Consider the following 18196-nt stretch of genomic DNA (forward strand, 5'->3'; position numbering starts at 1 on the left):
AAAAAAAAACGAGCCTTGAGCTCGTCAATTTTATTTAAAATATAATTTCATGTCGCCATCTTGAATTAGGCCCCTGCGATAAAATATTTCATAAATTGCAAAAGTCACAAGAGCTGGCAAAATTATGTGCATAAGTAAAACTATGCCAAGAAGCTTAGTAAAAGGAACATCAGGCATTGCTGTGAAGGTAGAAATTTGTCCCACAAGTCCACTTGTGCCCATGCCAGATCCCAGAGGTGTGTTTTCAAGTTTAAAGACCATAGTAGAAACTGGTCCTAAGATTGCCGATGAAATAATTGGTGGAATAATAATTATTGGCTTTCTTACAATATTTGGCATTTGTAGCATTGATGTTCCAAGACCTTGTGCCACAAGCCCTTCCATTTTGTTGTCGCGATAAGAGATAACTGCAAAGCCAACCATTTGACAACAACAGCCAATAGTTGCAGCTCCACCAGCAAGAGATGAAAGGGAAAGCATCATGCAAAGTGCAGCTGATGAAATTGGAAGAGTGAGGACAATCCCAACTATAACAGATACGATGATTCCCATAAAGAAAGGAGCCTTATCAGTGGCATTAATAATAATTGCGCCGAGAAGGTTCATAAAGGCACCGATGTATGGTCCAACGAAGTTTGCAATAAATACTCCAACTAAAACTGTAACAGCAGGAGTGATTATAATGTCGATTTTTGTTTTTCTGCTGACAAGTTTTCCAAACTCAACAGCAAAAATTGTGGCTATATAAACTCCCATAGGTCCGCCAAGTTCGTTGCCTGCAATGCCCACAACTGTTGCAGCATAGACTACAAGACTTGGGGCTGACATTGCTGTTGCAATAGCTACTGCTATGGCAGGTCCTGTTGCCTTTTGTGCTAAGGGCCAAAGGACTTCTGTCAAAAATTCAATGTTAAAACTTTTACCAATGGTATTTAAAATTGTGCCCACAAGCAGGGTGGCAAAAAGCCCAAATGCCATGGCACCTAATGCGTCAATAAAATATAACTTTGCCTTCTTCTTCAATTTTTCGTTAAAATTTTCTTTTGTCATCATATTCTCCTAACAAGGTCCTTTATTTTATATTTTGGCACTATGTAGTTGCCATCTTCGTCTAAGTAATAAGACTGGTCTTCACCTGCGTCTATTTCCTTTATACTTGACTTAACTTTTGGATAGCCAAAGGCAATTACTACTTCGCAGGAATAGTTATCTTCATAATTTAAAATCTCACGCATTCTTTTGTCGCTTACACTTCCAATGATGCAAGAGCCAATGCCTTTTTCCGCAGCAGTAAGAGTTAAGTTAGATATTACTAAACCTTCATCAATTCCATTAAATCTTAATTTTTTTTCATCGTCACTTAAAATTGCAATAAAATAAACTGGTCTTTCGCCTTCCTTTGGTCTTCCCATATTGTCAGGTAGGGAAGCAGCCCATTTTGTGTTTTCAAAAATTTCCAAAACCACATCTCTACTTTCAACAGAAACAAATCTAAGGTACTGTCTGTTGTTGGCGCAAGATGCAAATTTAATAGAAGATAAAATTTCATCAATGTCCTCTTTTGAAAGGGACCTGCTCTCATCAAACTTTCTATAAGACCTTCTCCACTCCAATAAATTCTCTAAACTCATTTTTCCTCCTTTAAAGTAAATTTTTATCCTCGTTAACTTTATATTTTATAACAAAATAATTATTTTACAATAAATTATTAAAATTAACTAAATTCATGTTTTATTTAATAAAATGGGGTATATATGCTTTAGTCAAAGAATATAATAATGCGAGAAAAAATTTTAAAAATTTTAACTCAAATTTGATGAAAATGTTTTGACACTTTAGGTAAGTTGTTGTATACTTTAATTATTGTATACCGCTTTGGTGTATCTTTTGTTTTTCACAATTAAAGTGAAAAATATTTCAAGTATTCTTTAATTTAAAAAGGAGGAAAATATGTCAAATTTGTATAAGACTACTGCTGAACATGAAGCTCTTCGTAAAGCTATTAGAGAGTTTGCTGAAGCAGAAATTAAGCCATTGTCTTTTGGACTTGATCAAAACAATGAATTTCCAGAAGAAATCGTTAAGAAAATTGGCGAAAACGGTTGGATGGGTCTACCTTATCCTGAAGAAGAAGGTGGAGCAGGTAAGGATGTTATCTCTTATGCCATCGCCGTAGAAGAATTATCAAGAGTAGATGCTGGTGTTGGCGTTATTTTATCAGCTCATACATCACTAGGTTCTTATCCAATTCAAGCTTTTGGTACTAAAGAACAAAAGGAAAAATATCTAAAACCACTTGCTCAAGGTAAAAAACTTGGAGCTTTCGGTTTAACTGAACCTAATGCAGGATCTGATGCAGGTGGTACAGAAACTACTGCTGTACTTGATGGCGACTATTATATTTTGAATGGTAATAAAATCTTTATTACTAACGCTCCTGCTGCTGACACTTATGTTGTTTACGCAGTTACTACACCAGGTATTGGAACTCACGGAATTTCTGCTTTCATAGTAGAAAAAGGTTGGGAAGGATTTACTTTTGGAGATCACTATGACAAATTAGGTATTAGATCTTCAACTACTGCTGAACTTCAATTTAACAATGTTAAGGTTCCAAAGGAAAACTTACTTGGTAAAGAAGGTCAAGGATTTAGAATTGCAATGCAAACTCTTGACGGTGGTAGAATTGGTATTGCATCACAAGCTCTTGGTATTGCACAAGGTGCTTTCGAAGCTGCTCTTTCTTATGCAAAAGAAAGAATCCAATTTGGTAGACCAATTGCTCAACAACAAGCTGTTGCATTCAAACTTGCAGACATGGCTACTAAGATTAGAGCTGCAAGACTTATGATTTATTCAGCTGCTGAAATGAAACAAAATCACGAAAATTATTCAATGGAAGCTGCAATGGCAAAAACTGTTGCATCTGAAGTTGCTATGTGGGTTGTAAACGAAGCTCTTCAAATCCACGGTGGTAATGGATATCTAAAGGGAATGGACGTAGAAAGATTCTTCAGAGATGCTAAAATCACTACTATCTACGAAGGTACTTCTGAAATCCAAAGAGTTGTAGTTGCAAGTCACCTTGTTGGTAAGGCTCCTAAGAAGAAAGGTAGAGCTGCTGCAATAGATAAAAAGGCTGGTCCTATCACTGGAGAAAGAAAGAGAGAAATAATTAAAGCTGACACAGCAGAAGAAGCTGTCGAAATTTTAGTTAAGAACTTAAAGAAAGACGGATATGATTTCTCAGTAGGAATTGATATCGACACTCCTGTTTACGATGCTGAAAGAGTTGTTTCAGTTGGTAAGGGAATTGGCGGAGAAGAAAATATGGATATGGCTAGAGAACTTGCACACGCTGCAGGAGCTGCTCTAGGCTCTTCAAGACCAGTTGCTGAAACATTAAAACTTGTACCACTTGAAAGATATGTTGGTATGTCTGGACAAAAATTCAACGGAAACCTATACATTGCATGTGGTATTTCTGGAGCAAGCCAACACTTAAAGGGTATTAAAAACGCATCAACTATTGTTGCAATCAACAAAAATGCAGGTGCTCCAATCTTCAAGAATTGTGACTATGGTATAGTTGGAGATATGTTCGAAATTATGCCACTACTTGCAGAAGCTCTTGGAACTGGCGAAAAAGAACAAGCACCTCCAATGAAGAAAGTTAGAAGATCTAAACCTAGAAAATTAGCTCCAAACTATAAAGTAATGGTATGTCCAGGATGCGGATATGAATATGATCCAAACTATGGAGATCCAGAAGGTGAAATTGATCCTGGTACAGATTTTGATAAATTACCAGATGACTGGACTTGTCCAGAATGTCAAGAAGAAAAACAAAACTTTATTGAAGCTGATTTCCCTGCTGATAGAAAATAAAGGAGGATATAATGTATACTGTTAGAAAAGTTACAGATGATCTTTACTATGTTGGTGGCAATGATCATAGATTAGAATTATTTGAAAATATATTTCCTATTCCTGAAGGAGTAACTTATAATTCATATTTACTAAAAGACGAAAAGAATGTATTATTCGATACAGTTGACTGGTCAAGCGTAAAAGACTATTTAGAAAATGTTTCTGAAGTTCTTGATGGAGAAGACCTTGATTATCTAGTAATCCATCACTTAGAACCAGACCACGCAGCTGCTATTGATGAAATAACTTTAAGATACCCAGATGTTAAGGTAATCGCAAGTGAACAAGGCTTTGAATTCATGCGTCAATATGGATTCCATGTAAACGAAGAACAAGCAATGATAGTTGCTGAAGGAGACACAATTTCCTTTGGTAAGCACGAATTTATCTTCTTAGAAGCACCAATGGTTCACTGGCCAGAAGTTCTTGTATCTTTTGATACAACTAATGGAGTACTATTTGCAGCAGATGCCTTTGGTACTTTCGGAACACTTGATGGAAAATTATTTGCTGACGAAGTTAATTTCGAAAGGGATTACCTTGACAGTGCAAGAAGATATTTAACTAATATCGTAGGAAAATATGGTCCATTTGTACAAGATGTTCTTAAAAAAGCATCAACTGTTGACATTAAAATGATTTGTCCACTTCACGGACCAGTTTGGAGAGAAAACCTTGGTTGGTTCATCGAAAAATATGACAAATGGTCAAGATACGAACCAGAAGAAGAAGGCGTAATGATTGTTTACGCATCAATGTATGGAAATACAGAAAGAGCTGCACAAGCCCTTGCATCAAGACTTTGTGACAAGGGAATGACTAATGTAGTAGTTCACGATGTAAGTAACACTCACATGTCTTACCTAATTGCAGACACATTTAAATACTCTCACATTGTAATTGCATCAGTAACTTACAACTTAGGTATTTATCCTGTAATGAAGAACTTCTTAATGGACCTTGAAGCTCTTAATGTTCAAAACAGAACAGTTGGTATCATTGAAAATGGTACTTGGGCTTGTACAGTTGGCGACAAGATTGAAGAATATATCGACGAAAATCTTAAGATGTTCGACGTTCTTCCAGAAAGAGTTACACTTAACTCTGCTCTTAACAAGGCTAACGAAAACGACATGGAAGCTCTTGCAGATTCTATTATTGAATCTATGGCAAAAATTAGAGAAGTTAAAGAAAAATCCGCTAACCAATAATACCAAAGCGGTGTGGATATTAAATTCGGTTATATCATTTGATATAGCCGAATTTTTTTGGCTCTATAATGTCTGTTGGGGAGTAAATCTCTAACAGATATTTTTATGTAAAAAAATTGAAAAAAAATCAGCCAAGGGCTGAAAACTATTTGCTGAAATAAAATTTAAAAAATTCGGCAGTAGATAAATTTCCAAGATACTCAAATTGGCTGATATACTTATTATCCTTATTGTTTAATTTTTTGAAAACAAAATAATGGTCCCTCTCGTCCACAGAATTTTTTGCATTGAGTTTAAAATAATTGTGCCCAGTAGAAACCATGTGCAGCAAGAGATCATCAGTTAAAAAAGTTAGGGGAATGTTAATAGTGGCAAACTTATAAAAATCTTCCTCAAAACGTTTATAATTGTTAGAGAAATAATCAAACTGAATACAACTTTTTTCTAAATCATTCATACTTCCTCCAAAAGAACAATCTTAATAATATCTCCAAAAGAAATAATAAGACTTTCATCTCCACATAAATAAATACTTCCCTGAAAAATTTCATTGACCTTACCTACAAAGGGCTCTAGCCTAAGCCTTGTGTAGACCAGAACAGAAAGCCCATTTACATAAACTTGACTAAGGGCGAGAACAAGATCATCGCGGCTCATCTCTTCAGAAACATCAATGACATCGCCCATGTGGGAAAGGGCAGAAGTGTGCTCAGAAATAAAAAATCCCATCCACTTTGCCATGCCCCTGTCCACATAAGCCCTTGCAGACTTATAGGGCAAATAAGACCTATCAACCATAAAATCACCTCACAAATCAAATAGCGCCGTCCATACCGCCACAGTGACCGCCAATTAAAGAGCTTCTTTCAATGACGCGAGAGCCTTCCAAGAGGCAAGTCGCCCTTTGAACAGAAGTAAAACCAAACCTGTCGCGAATAGAATCAATAGCCTTGTCGAGATTTTCCTCACGCTCAATTTTCCTATAATCATCAAAAAAATTAAAAATCGTAGAAGACTCATCAACTAAATTATCATAAGTAACGCCAAGATTTCTCACAGCGCCGCCCTTATACCTTTCACGGAAGAGTTTCAAAACCTCACCACACAAAACTCGAGTGGACTGACTTGGAGAAATAGTCCTCCTTGCATTGATGGATTTTTTATTTTCACTGTAAGAAAAACCAACATGAATAGAAATAACAGTAACCTTCTTCTTGATTCTTCTGATTCTAATGGCGACCTGCTCAGCAATTTCACATAAAACAATCTCAATTTCATATTGACTAGAATAGTCGCGAGGAAGAACTTGAGAATTGCCAAGACCCTTGGACTTAGGCTTGTAGGGGAGAGTGACCTTGGACTCGTCCACGCCATTAGCGTGAAACCAAAGCTGAAGACCAATTACGCCAAGTTCTTTCTTTAAAATATCAGGATTGTAATTAGCAAGGTCCTTGACAGAAAAAATATAGAGATCATTTAACCTCTTTTTCATCCTAGACCCAATGCCCCAAAAATCTGTGAGCTCATTAATCCTCCAAAGCTTAGTCTCCACATCTTCGTAGGACCAATTGGCACGCATAGTCCTAGTCTTTTTCGCCTCATTGTCAAGGGCAAGCTTGGCGAGAAGAGGATTGGCATTGCTCATACCCACAGTAGAATAAAGACCGATGGACTCCCAAATTTCCCTTTGAATCATGGAAGACACAAGGTCCAACTTGTCGCGGCGAGAAATACATTTATTGGGGACAAAGTAAGAGAGACTCTTAGTTAGGTCGATAAAGCCCTCATCAATAGAGTAGGGGAGAATCTCTTCCTTGGCAGCATAATTTTGAAAAACCCTTTGAATTTTTAAATTTTCCTCGATATAAAGAGCCATCCTTGGCGGCACGATGAGAGTGTTCTTCGCCCACTTCTCAATATAATCAATATAAGACTTAGTGATCTCAACATTTTGATGTCTAGCCTTCTCAAAACTAAACTTCCGAGTCTCAATATCAAAGGGAAGGTCCCTGGCTCTACCAACATTATTCTTTCCAAAAACCCTTTTAAAGAGAGGAGAGCTGGCGAGGATTAAACCACTAGAATTTTCAGACCTACTCATGACGCAAAGAGAAGTGGAGAGAGGGTTAAGCTTTCTCATGACGCACTCAACGCTGGCGTAGAATGACTTAATATCCACAAAAGCAATATCAGACCTTGGCTCCAAAGAATAATCAATAAAACCCATAAGCCACCTCCTAAAAAGAAATAAAAATATATTTAAACACAGGTTTATTTAACTATATTGTAGAACATTTGAGCGAGAAACACAAGTTCGAAAAATAAAATTTCTTTATAAGCACAATGAAAGCAAAAGTTCTTTATCACTATGTTATAATTAAGTTATTAGATAAATTTTTTCGAGGTGAAAAAATTGGAAGAACAAGTTAAATTAATAGACAATGTCAATCAGACTTTAAAAGAAGATTTAAAGAATCAAATAAAAAAATCAAGTAAAATTTCAATAGCCGCAGCGAGTTTTTCTATCTATGCCTTTGATCAGCTTAAAAAAGAACTAAAAAATATAGACGAACTAAGATTCATATTTACATCACCAATTTTTATAAAGGAAAAATCAAAGAAAGAAAAAGTAGTAAAAAACAACACCAAACTAACCAGAGAATTGATGGAAAATATATAGATTCAGTATTCTGTGAAGGAAACAAAGTGTTGAACATAATATAGAAGTAGCATAAATAGTGAGAAATCTCACATTGAGATTTCATTATGTCTAACTTTTTTTATTAGAAGATAATGAAACGGTTGAAATAAAATGAAAGCACAATAGGGTATAATATATATAAAGGAGATATGAAAAATGGGTTTCGAAAAGTGCTGTCAATGTCGAAATGTGAAATTATATGATACTCAACATAATCCTAAGCCTATGGATTGGCCGGAGGAAGTTAATGAGTCTATTAGCTCTTTATTATGGTATATTCCAAATATTGATTCTGTGCAATAGTATAAAGATGAACTTATAGAAAATAAGGTTTATGATAATTTAACTTTTGATTATATTTGCCGTTATCTTGGAATGAGTGAAGGAAACGATTTTTTATTTTTAGAAAGCAAAGCAGTAATTCCAGATGATTTATGGAATTTTTATCGAGGAGAGATCTGTACTCATTGTCAGAAAGCAATTTTAACTCAATATTCCAATCACACAAAAACAAAAACATTATTACGATGCATAAGAAATGCTGTAGCACATGGTGATTTTACTATTGTAGATGATATGCTAATTGGTTTTAATGTTAATAATCATGGTGAAAAGAAAGCAATAATTAAGATTAAGTATAAAAGATTAAGAGATAGCTTAAAAACTATTAGAAAAGCTTATTCAAAAGAGATAATTATCGCAAATGCTTTAAATAAAATTGGTTACAATACAATAATAAACGGATCACATATAAGAATAGGCAACAAAATTATTATGCCTGATATAATTGCGAAAAAAGATAATATAACTTATGTTTTTGAAATTAAAGTTATCAAAAACTCTAGATATCTTAATAAGAAAATATTAGATAGATACATAAGCCAAGTCATGTCGTATAAAACATATTTTCACGATGAAAAAATAAAGTTTGTATTTGTTTTTGATACTTCACGATTAACAAAAACCTTGAAAGAATACTTAGAAGATTTTAATGAAATCATTGTTATGGATATTAATGAAATAATAAAATTATCATACGGAGAGGACATATTGATTGACGAATTATATTAATCACTCTAAAGGAGCAACAGAAAGTTGCTTCTTTTTATCATATGGTAAAATGTAAATAATTATAAAAGATGGAGGTAGTGATGAAGGGCGACGGTATATTTTTATTTTCTTACTTGGAAGGACCTAACAACAGGTATGTTATTCCTGTTTACCAAAGAAGATATGATTGGAAAATTGAAAACTGCAAACAACTTTATGATGATTTATTAAGACTTACTAAAAATAAAGGCACTCACTTTTTTGGCAGCATTGTCTCTGATGTAAAAGGTGGCGGTGCAATTACTGAATTCCACATAATTGATGGTCAGCAGAGACTTACAACTGTGACTTTACTTCTTCTTGCTCTTGCAAAGTTAGTGGAAGAGGGAGAGGTTAAGTCTAATGAAATTGATTTAAGGGACCAAATTATGGAGAGATTTGTCATCTCCAAGTGGGCTAATAAGGACAATAGAATTAAATTAATTCCTGTTAAAAGAGATAGACAAGCTTTATATAATTTGATTTTTGAAGATAAAGAAGATTACATAGAAAATTCTAACTTAACTATTAATTTTAAATACTTTTATGATAGGTTAAAAAAAGATTCTGCTATTATTGATGAAATTTATTTTGCTATTCAAAGGCTTCAAGTTATTTCTATAACTTTAGATAGAGATGATGATGCTCAGCTAATTTTTGAGAGTTTAAATTCAACTGGACTTGCCTTAAGTGAAGGAGACAAGATAAGAAATTTTATACTCATGAATTTGCCTCTAAATATACAAAACGATTATTTTGAAAAGTATTGGATAAAGATTGAAGATTTAACAAATAAAAAAATTGACAATTTTGTTAGAAATTATTTGAGCATAAAAACTTCTTCAACACCAACTATGGCGAAGGTTTATTTTGAATTTAAAGACTATGTAAATAGACATAATGATACTTTAGAAAAATTATTGGAAGACATGCTAAGGTATTCTAAGTTTTATAAGAAACTACTTGATGGGAAAAGTGACTTCAATAATAAAGCCTTAGATGCTTCTATGTTTAATTTTATGAAAATGGAAATAACTGTAACGGAGCCCTTCTTCATGGAAGTCTTAAGCTTAAATGATGAAGGGAAGTTAAGTCTTAATGACCTTATTGGTGTTTATGAAACTATTGAAAATTATTTATTTAGAAGAAATATTTGTGGAGTTGCGACAAATGCTTTAAATAAAATTTTCTTAAATTTAAACAAGGACATTATAAGATATGATGGGTCTACAGATAATTATGTAGATAAATTAAAATATAATCTAATTAATAAGAAAGATTCTGCAAGGTTCCCAAAGGACGAAGAATTTTATGAGAACTTCTATAATAAAGAAGTCTACTTAATGCGTGGTAGGTTTAAAAACTATTTATTTAACAAGATTGAAAACTTTAAGACAGTTGAGACTAAGGACATTTATAATCATCTAGATGAAGGTACTTATAGTATTGAACACATTATGCCGCAAAAATTAAATGATGATTGGTTCGAAGACTTGGGAGATAATGCCGAAGAAATTCATGAAAAATGGCTGCACAAGTTGGGCAACTTAACTATTACAGGCTATAATTCTGATATGGGAAATTCTTCTTTTGAGAAAAAGAGGGAAGGGAGACATGGTTTTAAGAAAAGTGGCATAAGAATGAATCAAGACTTGGCTTTATTGGATTCTTGGGAAGAAGATGAAATTGAAAAAAGGCACAGGGACCTATTAGACTTAGCGGTTTATGAGATTTGGGAGTATCCTACTACAAATTTTGAATTAAAAAGAGAAGATGTGGAGTATATTTCCTTAGCTGATGATGATTATGATTTAAAGGGAAAGAAAATTCTAAAAATTAACTTTAGAGGAGAAGAGTTATCTTTTAAAAATTGGGCTGAGGCCTTTACTTTTATAATAAAAAAATTGCATGAGGAAGATAAATCTAAGTTAATAAATTTAGTGATTGAAAAACCAAATAATATTTTAGGCTATAGTTTTTCTACTGACTCTAATGATTTTATCAATTTTGAAAAAATAGATGATAATATTTTTGTTTCAACAAATAATAATACAAATACAAAAATAAAAATACTTAGAAATTTATTTGAATTATTTGAAGAAAATTTAGAGACTTTAGTTTTTTATTTTGAAGAATCCGATAACTATGATAAAGTTCCTGAAAATATAAAAGAAGAATATTGGGATTATGCTATTCCTATAATTAGGGAGGCAAATGTAGATAATGAAACTTTTAGAAAAGTTACCAGATCTAGCAGTTCATGGATAAATGGAGCTATAGGTATAAATAGATTTTATATTTCCTGCTATTTTTATATGAAATCCGCCAAAGTTTCTATGACATTAAATAAGTCAAGTAAGGAAGAAAATGAAGCTGCCTTTGATTATTTGTATAAGAATAAGGAAAGTATTGAAAATAATTTGGGCTATAAACTATCTTGGAATAGGTTGAATGAAAAAAAAGTTTCCACTATTGACGCCTCAATAGAAAATATAAACTCAAGGGATAAGTCTAATTGGGAAAAAATTGCAAAATTCCACGCTGATATGAGCGATGCCTTTTATAAGGAATTTGTTCCTAGACTAAGAGAATTCCAAGATAAATAATATATTAAGGATTAAAACTCGGGGCTAGGCTTCGAGTTTTTTTCTGTGTTATAATATAATAAATTCCAATAAAGGAGGGTTTTGTTATGAGTAAGGGTAAGGCAAGTAAAGTTTTTATTGGCTTATTTATTTTCTTAGCTATTATTTTTGCCTTCATTTGTTTAGCCTTTTTTGGCAATCCTATTTCTAGGCTCATGGCGGAAAAGTCTGCCACTAAATATATTGAAGCTCATTACAAGGACTTGGACTTAAATCGTGACAAAGCCTATTATAATTTTAAGGATGGCTACTACACTGTAAGGCTTCGTAGCAAAACTAGTAAGGATACTGCATTTATGTTAGGCTTTGACTCTTTTGGTAAGTTAAAGCAAAATACTTACGATGATATTTTGTTTAACACCGAGATTAGATTATTAGACGAGCTAAGGGGATATGGGGCAGATCTTCAATATAAGTATAATTTCCCTTATGAAATTTCTTTAAACACAGTTGAGGATGTCCCTAGAGAAAATCTAGTTCTAGATCAAGAGTTTGATTTCGATAATTTTAAGGAAAATGTAAATGCTCAGGCATTTGGCTATGTTAAAAAGCCAAGCCTCGAAGAGTGCTTAGATGCCCTTTGCGATTTGCAAAAAATTATGGACAAGACTTCTTTGAAGGTGACAAAATATTCTATTATTTTAATTCCAGAGGAAAACAAAAAGCCTGATGGGGAAGCGGAGTCATGGGTAGGTGCCCTTAGCGTTCATGATGTGCCAGAAGAAATTGTGAGAAATAGAGACCTAAAAGAATTTACAAATATTTATGAAAAGTCAATAAGTGAGACTAAAGACTAATAAAAAACTCTCATTCTAAGATTTCCATTTTAGGATTTCTTAGGGTGAGAGTTTCTTTTTGCCTTTAATTAAAAAATTTGATTTTTATAAGTTTATAATATTTTATAAACTTTTTTGTTAAGTCTTTTTTCGCTTTTTATGTCATAAAGATTACTTATATTAATTTCTTATGCAAGTTCAAATACATACCACATGTTTATTGATTCATAGGTGCAATTTATTAAGTTACTTAAGAGAGGTACCATTTTCCATTAGGGTACTGAGATAAACTTCCTTTTCTTTCAGAGATTATATTTCCATCTAAATCAAGGACAAGTAATTTTTCATAGTATTTATAGTCATTGGTTATTTTATCTCCTTCTATGCCTTCTTCAATCCATTGATTTATATAAAGTCTATCTTTGTCGATGTATAAAACTGATTGGGCTGGCTTCATGTCTATGCTAAATTTACGAGGGTAGTAAGAAATAAATCTATCAGAGGAGCTACATATATGAAATTCATAGCCATCTTCTAAAGATAAATTATATAATTCCACTTCCTTTATTGGTATTTTGTGTAAACTTTCTAAGCTTTGTTCTGGATAATATTTTATTAATTCTACAATATTTTTGTTGAAATCTACTTTTAAAAAATAGAAAAAATTATTTTTAAATTTTGCATAGGAATAGCTTACATTTTTTTCTTTTTCAAAGGGGGTATAGACTTCCTTGCTTAATAAATCATAAAATCTAATAACTGCTCCTTGGTAGTAGCCTGTGCCATTAATCCAGTCAGGTATTTCATAAAAACATTCTGAATCTGAAAGGGAATTATAATATCTGTCTTGTCCTAAGATAGGTTCAAGTCCTTCTCCAAGAACTTCATTAAAAACTTCTATTTCCATTTTAATTGTCTCCATTATTAATTTATTTAGTGTATTCTCATTAAGAATTAATTAAAATTATAATTTTTTATAGACTTCTCTTGTGAAGTCTGTCTTTATTTTTCCAGATTTTATGTTGTAGAGGTCATTTGCCAAGATTTCTTTATCAAGCATCTCTTTTGTAATGCCAGTAGACTTGTCGTAAAAGCTTTTAAAGGAATAAATTTTATTTTTATTTTTTGATTTTTTTAAGATTTCTATGCCTCTTTCGTCGCAGGCAAGGACTCTTGTGTAGGGAGTTTCAAGGGATTTTTTTATGGAATCTTTTTTTATGTCTAAGAGAATTTCTAGGACCAGTCTTTTTATTCTTGACTTGCTATGCCTTTTTGAGTGGACTTTTTCTATTAGTTCTTCAAAGTTTTTGGAGTCTAAATTTTCTAAAATCCTATTTTCTAGTCCCACTTCATAGTCAAAATAGTCGGTGAAATTTATTTTCCCTGCAAGCATTTTGTATTTAAAGATTTCAAAATAATTTTCTAATTTATTCTCCACCACTAAGTCATAGCCTGGCAAAAAGCTTGATACATCTTCGCCCCTATAGAGAAGGCTTCTTATGTGTGAAGCTGATGCAAAGCCTTCAAGGGCAAAATCGTCCTTGTGATTTACATTTTTTCTTGGCATAGAGTGGGCTTCTATTTTTGAATTTAACTTTTCTAAGTTTTTGATGTATTCCAAGCCTAATATGTTATTTGGTTTTTTTAAAATCTCCTTTTCTTTTTGACTTAAAAAATCCATGGCGAGCTCGCGAGATTTTATATAAGAATTTCCCTCAGCTAAAAATTTTTTAATTTTCTCATCATCTAAATTTTTATAAATTTTTTTTGACAAATTTTTTAAAGTAGGTGCGTCATCTTCACTACCAAAGTAAAGTCTGTCAATGATTTCCATAGAATTTAAAATAGTAATGCCTCCGCGAGCAAAAATTTCTGCGTTAGATGTTGCATAGTAGAGAGGAAGCTCTAGGACGAGACTTGCGCCCTTATCCACTGCTATCTTTGCCCTTTCAAATTTATTTATTATGGCAGGCTCGCCCCTTTGGACAAAATTTCCCGACATGATTACGACAATAAAATCTGAGTATTCACTTTTTATTTTTTGGATCTGATAGGAGTGACCCCTGTGGAAGGGATTGTACTCCGCAATTATAGAAGCAATTTTCATATTTTAAATCTCCAATTATTGACTAATGTTTACATCTGTTATAAACTTATTATTAGTTATTATACTATATTTAAGAAATTTAAAAAACATGAGGAGGAAACATGAAGATATTAGTAATTAATTGCGGATCTTCTTCTCTAAAATATCAACTCATTGATATGGAAACTGAAGAATTGATGGCAAAGGGTTTAGTTGAAAGAATTGGAATTGAAGGTTCAAGAATTAAACACGAAACAATAGGAAAGGAAAAGAAAACTATTGAAACTCCAATGCAAGACCACAAGAGAGCTCTTGAACTTGTAATGGAATCCCTAACAAATGAAGAATACGGTGCAATTAAGTCACTTGATGAAATTGATGCAGTAGGTCACAGAGTTGTACACGGCGGCGAAGACTTCGCTCAATCTGTTATTATTGACGAAAAAGTTTTAAAGGGAATTGAAGATAATGTTGAAATAGCTCCTCTTCACAATCCACCAAACATTATGGGAATCAAGGCTTGCCAAAGACTTCTTCCTAATGTTAAGCAAGTTGCAGTATTTGATACAGCTTTCCACCAAACTATGCCAGCTGAAAGCTACATCTATGCACTTCCATACGAATATTATGAAAAATATAAGATTAGAAGATTTGGTTTCCACGGAACTTCTCACAAATACATCACTAACAGAGCAGCAGAAATGCTAGGAAAAGATGTTAATGAAGTTAACTTAATCACTTGTCACCTTGGCAATGGCTCAAGTATTTGTGCAGTTAAAAATGGTAAATCCATTGACACTTCCATGGGCTTCACACCACTTGAAGGACTTGCAATGGGAACTAGATGCGGTGATTTAGACCCAGCTATTCTTCCATTTTTAATGGAAAAAGAAAATCTTTCTACTGATGAAATTAACACTTTAATCAATAAAAAATCTGGTGTACTTGGAATTTCTGGAGTATCTAGTGACTTTAGAGATATCGAAGCAGCTAGAGATGAAGGAAACAAGAGAGCAAAACTTGCCCTTGATATCTTTGAAAAAAGAGTTCGTGGCTACATTGGTTCTTACATGACTGAACTTGACCATGTTGATGCAATTGTATTTACAGCAGGTGTTGGCGAAAACTCAATTGAAATGAGAGAATCTATAGTTAATGGATTAAAATCTCTTGGAATTAAAATCGACACTGAAAGAAACAATGTAAGAGGAGAAGACAAGCTTATTTCTGCTGACGATTCTTCTATTAAGATTTTTGTAATCCCAACTAATGAAGAGCTTATGATTGCAAGAGATACAAAGGCACTTGTTGAGGCATAATTTTCAAGATTTTTATTGACATTTGAAAAATAAAAAGTTATAATGATTTGTATGTATTTTTGAGGTGAGTATATGAAATTAGATCTTAGTACTTTTTTGTCATCTGATGATGTTAGGCTAGATTTCCAGGGTAGCTTAAAGGAAAATGACACGGATTTGAGTTTAGAAGATCTAAATATCATCTATCCAATAGAGTACAAGGGATATATTCATGATTTGACAGGGGAATTAGAACTTTGTCTTGATATTTCCTACAAATTCAAAGCAGTCTGTGACAGATGCCTCAAAGACTTTATAAATGAAAAAGAGACATCTTACATTGCTTACAATTTTAAAGACCCAAGTCTATATGATGAGGATTCTGTAGACGAGTATTTTAAAATTATTGATGATTCAGTAGATCTTTCAGAGATTATTTTCTCACAAATTATTACTTCAATTTCTGGTAAAAATTTGTGCAGTGAAGATTGCAAGGGAATTTGCCCTCATTGTGGCAAGAACTTAAATGAAGGTCCTTGTGATTGTCATGAAGAAGAATCTGTTGAAGAGACAGTGGATCCAAGATTTGGAAAGTTATTAGATTTATTTAAAGATGAGGAGGTGTAGAAATGGCCGTACCTAAGAGAAAAACTTCAAAACAAAGAAAGAATAAGAGAAGAGCATCTTCTTACAGATTAAATAAAGCAACAGTAGTTGAATGTCCTAACTGCCATGAAATGAAATTACCTCATAGAGTTTGTCCTTCTTGTGGACACTATGCAGGCAAAGAAATTATTGCAGAAGCTGAATAATAAAGTGAGACTCAGGTCTCGCTTTTTTTGTGCAAAATTTTACTCTATAACATTTTAGATTTATGTCTAGAATATTATAGATTTTTTTTAATTTTTAATCGAGTTAAAGTTAAACTATATTAAAATTTAATTGAAAAAATCCTCTTAAACTTGTGATATAATAAAATTATGGAAAAGTTAAAAAAAGCTGATATTTTAGTTATTATTTTAATAGTTATTGCTTCTTTTTTAATTTATTTTTTTACAAACAAACTTCCCAAGGAAGATGCAAACATTTCAAAAAAAGTTGTAATAACTGTTGATGGGAAAATTTTTAAAGAAGTACCTTTAACTAAAAATACATATGAAAAAATTGATATAAATACTGTTTATGGTAAGAATGAAGTAATAATTGAAAAGGGTGAGGTGCACATGCATGAATCTAATTGCAAGGATAAAATTTGCATGAAGATGGGAAAAATTTCTATTCCTGGAGATTCAATCATCTGCCTACCTAATAGAGTCATGGTAAAAATTGTCTCTGACAAAAAGAACCATGATAGTTTGGATTTGATAATAAAATGATAAAGAATAGAAAATTAATTTATTTATCTCTACTTAGTGCCCTTGGAATTGTCCTTGGTCTCTTTGAAAGTGTGATTCCACTTCCTGTAGCCATTCCAGGTGCTAGGCTAGGTCTATCAAACATTGTGGTTCTTGTAACTATAGTTGCCATTGGATATAAGGAGGGCTTTTTTGTCGCAATTTTTAAGACTGTTATCTTGGCACTGGTTACTGGTGCTGTGTCTAGATTCCTTTTTTCCCTAGGCGGCGCTCTATTAAGTTCACTTGCCATGATTATTGCCCATAAATTTTTGAGAAAATATTTATCTTTAATAGGAATTAGCGAAATTGGCTCATTTTTTCACAATTTAGGGCAAGTTTTAGTTGCATCCTACATCATGAAAACTACAGCAATTCTTGCTTATCTGCCACTGCTTGTTATTTTAGGGATTTTCACAGGATTTTTTGTTGGACTTGCTTCAATTTATATAGTTGACAACACAAATATATCAAAGGAGAGAGCTTGAAATGGAAAATATTATTTTGGCATCAAATTCTCCAAGAAGGAGAGAAATTTTATCCCATTTTATAGATTTTAAGGTAGTTTCAAAAGATATTAATGAGATAAAGGATGATTCCTATGCGCCATGGACTACTGTCATGGCACTTGCCTTTGAGAAGGGAATTGCAGTGGCAAGGGATAATGAAGAAGCCATTGTTTTAGCTGCAGACACCTTGGTTGAACTTGAGGGAAGGCTTCTTGGCAAGCCGAAGGATCGCGAGGATGCAAGAGAGATGATTAAAAGTCTAAGTGGAAGAAGTCACAGAGTCTTTACAGGCTATGCAATTTTTAAATTGTCTCAAAAAATTAAATATGTTAACTACCAAGAATCTTCTGTAAAGTTTTATGATTTAAGTGATGATGAAATAGAAAAATATTTGGGCACTCTTGAATATAAGGACAAAGCTGGTGCCTATGGAATCCAGGGCAAGGGCTCTCTCTTAGTCGAAAAAATAGAGGGAGACTATTTTAATATTGTAGGACTTCCAATAGGAAAGATAAATAGAGATTTAGTGAGATTATTTAATTTAAGCTTGTGGTGAT

General features: G+C 33.0%; 19 protein-coding genes. 12 read left to right on the forward strand and 7 right to left on the reverse strand.

The features are described from left to right. Positions 1-30: 30 nt before the first annotated feature. Together HMPREF2801_RS00725 and HMPREF2801_RS00730 are read right to left on the reverse strand one after the other, a co-directional pair. A complete protein-coding gene (locus HMPREF2801_RS00725) occupies positions 31-1050 on the reverse strand; it encodes a PTS sugar transporter subunit IIC (RefSeq protein ID WP_070610041.1) in 1020 nt (339 codons plus the stop codon). Further along, on the reverse strand, positions 1050-1631 hold the full coding sequence (locus HMPREF2801_RS00730; protein ID WP_070610043.1) for a nitroreductase family protein: 582 nt from the start codon (positions 1629-1631) through the stop codon (positions 1050-1052). Before HMPREF2801_RS00730 ends, HMPREF2801_RS00725 begins: the two co-directional genes overlap by 1 nt. Positions 1632-1950: 319 nt before the next feature. Between HMPREF2801_RS00730 and HMPREF2801_RS08990 the strand changes: the two genes are divergently transcribed. Together HMPREF2801_RS08990 and HMPREF2801_RS00740 are read left to right on the forward strand one after the other, a co-directional pair. Further along, a complete protein-coding gene (locus HMPREF2801_RS08990; protein WP_083303685.1) occupies positions 1951-3888 on the forward strand; it encodes an acyl-CoA dehydrogenase family protein in 1938 nt (645 codons plus the stop codon). A gap of 11 nt (positions 3889-3899) precedes the next feature. Next, a complete protein-coding gene (locus HMPREF2801_RS00740; protein ID WP_070610046.1) occupies positions 3900-5141 on the forward strand; it encodes an FprA family A-type flavoprotein in 1242 nt (413 codons plus the stop codon). A 145-nt stretch (positions 5142-5286) separates the two neighbouring features. Here the strand turns inward: HMPREF2801_RS00740 and HMPREF2801_RS00745 are convergent, their stop codons facing one another. From HMPREF2801_RS00745 to HMPREF2801_RS00755, 3 genes are read right to left on the reverse strand one after another with little or no spacing between them, the layout of a single operon-like run. After that, entirely contained in the window at positions 5287-5598 is a 312-nt protein-coding gene (locus tag HMPREF2801_RS00745) for a DUF5960 family protein (protein WP_070610048.1), read from the reverse strand. Then, on the reverse strand, positions 5595-5939 hold the full coding sequence (locus HMPREF2801_RS00750) for a hypothetical protein (protein ID WP_070610050.1): 345 nt from the start codon (positions 5937-5939) through the stop codon (positions 5595-5597). Before HMPREF2801_RS00750 ends, HMPREF2801_RS00745 begins: the two co-directional genes overlap by 4 nt. Before the next feature lie 16 nt (positions 5940-5955). Further along, positions 5956-7368: a Y-family DNA polymerase gene (locus HMPREF2801_RS00755; RefSeq protein ID WP_070610053.1), complete on the reverse strand. Its 1413-nt coding sequence runs from the start codon at positions 7366-7368 to the stop codon at positions 5956-5958. Between the two features lie 186 nt (positions 7369-7554). Here HMPREF2801_RS00755 and HMPREF2801_RS00760 point away from each other — a divergent pair, with 186 nt between their 5' ends. From HMPREF2801_RS00760 to HMPREF2801_RS00775, 4 genes are all read left to right on the forward strand, one after another. Then, positions 7555-7821 (forward strand): phospholipase D-like domain-containing protein, encoded by a 267-nt coding sequence (locus HMPREF2801_RS00760; protein ID WP_070610055.1) that lies wholly within the window; start codon positions 7555-7557, stop codon positions 7819-7821. 396 nt (positions 7822-8217) lie between these two features. Continuing rightward, the gene (locus tag HMPREF2801_RS00765; RefSeq protein ID WP_070610057.1) at positions 8218-8913 is read left to right on the forward strand and encodes a hypothetical protein; all 696 of its coding nucleotides are present in this window, start codon (positions 8218-8220) and stop codon (positions 8911-8913) included. A gap of 80 nt (positions 8914-8993) precedes the next feature. Continuing rightward, positions 8994-11537 carry a DUF4268 domain-containing protein gene (locus HMPREF2801_RS00770; RefSeq protein ID WP_070610059.1) on the forward strand — a complete coding sequence of 848 codons (2544 nt, stop codon included), beginning with the start codon at positions 8994-8996 and terminating at the stop codon, positions 11535-11537. Between the two features lie 86 nt (positions 11538-11623). Next, positions 11624-12373, forward strand: a complete 750-nt coding sequence (locus tag HMPREF2801_RS00775; protein WP_070610062.1) for a YfjL-like protein — start codon at positions 11624-11626, stop codon at positions 12371-12373. Between the two features lie 229 nt (positions 12374-12602). Here HMPREF2801_RS00775 and HMPREF2801_RS00780 read toward each other — a convergent pair whose 3' ends face one another. Together HMPREF2801_RS00780 and HMPREF2801_RS00785 are read right to left on the reverse strand one after the other, a co-directional pair. Continuing rightward, the gene (locus HMPREF2801_RS00780) at positions 12603-13259 is read right to left on the reverse strand and encodes a hypothetical protein (protein ID WP_070610063.1); all 657 of its coding nucleotides are present in this window, start codon (positions 13257-13259) and stop codon (positions 12603-12605) included. A 57-nt stretch (positions 13260-13316) separates the two neighbouring features. Then, positions 13317-14459, reverse strand: a complete 1143-nt coding sequence (locus HMPREF2801_RS00785) for a tRNA(Met) cytidine acetate ligase (RefSeq protein ID WP_070610065.1) — start codon at positions 14457-14459, stop codon at positions 13317-13319. 101 nt (positions 14460-14560) lie between these two features. On the opposite strand from HMPREF2801_RS00785, the gene HMPREF2801_RS00790 reads away from it, so the two are divergent. From HMPREF2801_RS00790 to HMPREF2801_RS00815, 6 genes are all read left to right on the forward strand, one after another. Continuing rightward, a complete protein-coding gene (locus HMPREF2801_RS00790; RefSeq protein ID WP_070610067.1) occupies positions 14561-15757 on the forward strand; it encodes an acetate kinase in 1197 nt (398 codons plus the stop codon). A gap of 72 nt (positions 15758-15829) precedes the next feature. After that, positions 15830-16363 (forward strand): YceD family protein, encoded by a 534-nt coding sequence (locus tag HMPREF2801_RS00795; RefSeq protein ID WP_070610068.1) that lies wholly within the window; start codon positions 15830-15832, stop codon positions 16361-16363. A 2-nt stretch (positions 16364-16365) separates the two neighbouring features. Further along, a complete protein-coding gene (rpmF, locus tag HMPREF2801_RS00800) occupies positions 16366-16548 on the forward strand; it encodes a 50S ribosomal protein L32 (RefSeq protein WP_019124550.1) in 183 nt (60 codons plus the stop codon). A gap of 168 nt (positions 16549-16716) precedes the next feature. Continuing rightward, on the forward strand, positions 16717-17112 hold the full coding sequence (locus tag HMPREF2801_RS00805) for a NusG domain II-containing protein (protein WP_070610070.1): 396 nt from the start codon (positions 16717-16719) through the stop codon (positions 17110-17112). Further along, a complete protein-coding gene (locus HMPREF2801_RS00810) occupies positions 17109-17618 on the forward strand; it encodes a Gx transporter family protein (RefSeq protein WP_210394441.1) in 510 nt (169 codons plus the stop codon). The genes HMPREF2801_RS00805 and HMPREF2801_RS00810 overlap by 4 nt, the downstream gene beginning before the upstream one ends. 1 nt (position 17619) lies before the next feature. Then, positions 17620-18195: a Maf family protein gene (locus HMPREF2801_RS00815; RefSeq protein ID WP_070610073.1), complete on the forward strand. Its 576-nt coding sequence runs from the start codon at positions 17620-17622 to the stop codon at positions 18193-18195. The last annotated feature ends 1 nt before the right edge of the window (position 18196 follow it).

Origin of the sequence: Peptoniphilus sp. HMSC062D09 (genome assembly GCF_001811425.1) — a bacterium.
Taxonomy (GTDB): Bacteria; Bacillota; Clostridia; order Tissierellales; family Peptoniphilaceae; genus Peptoniphilus_A.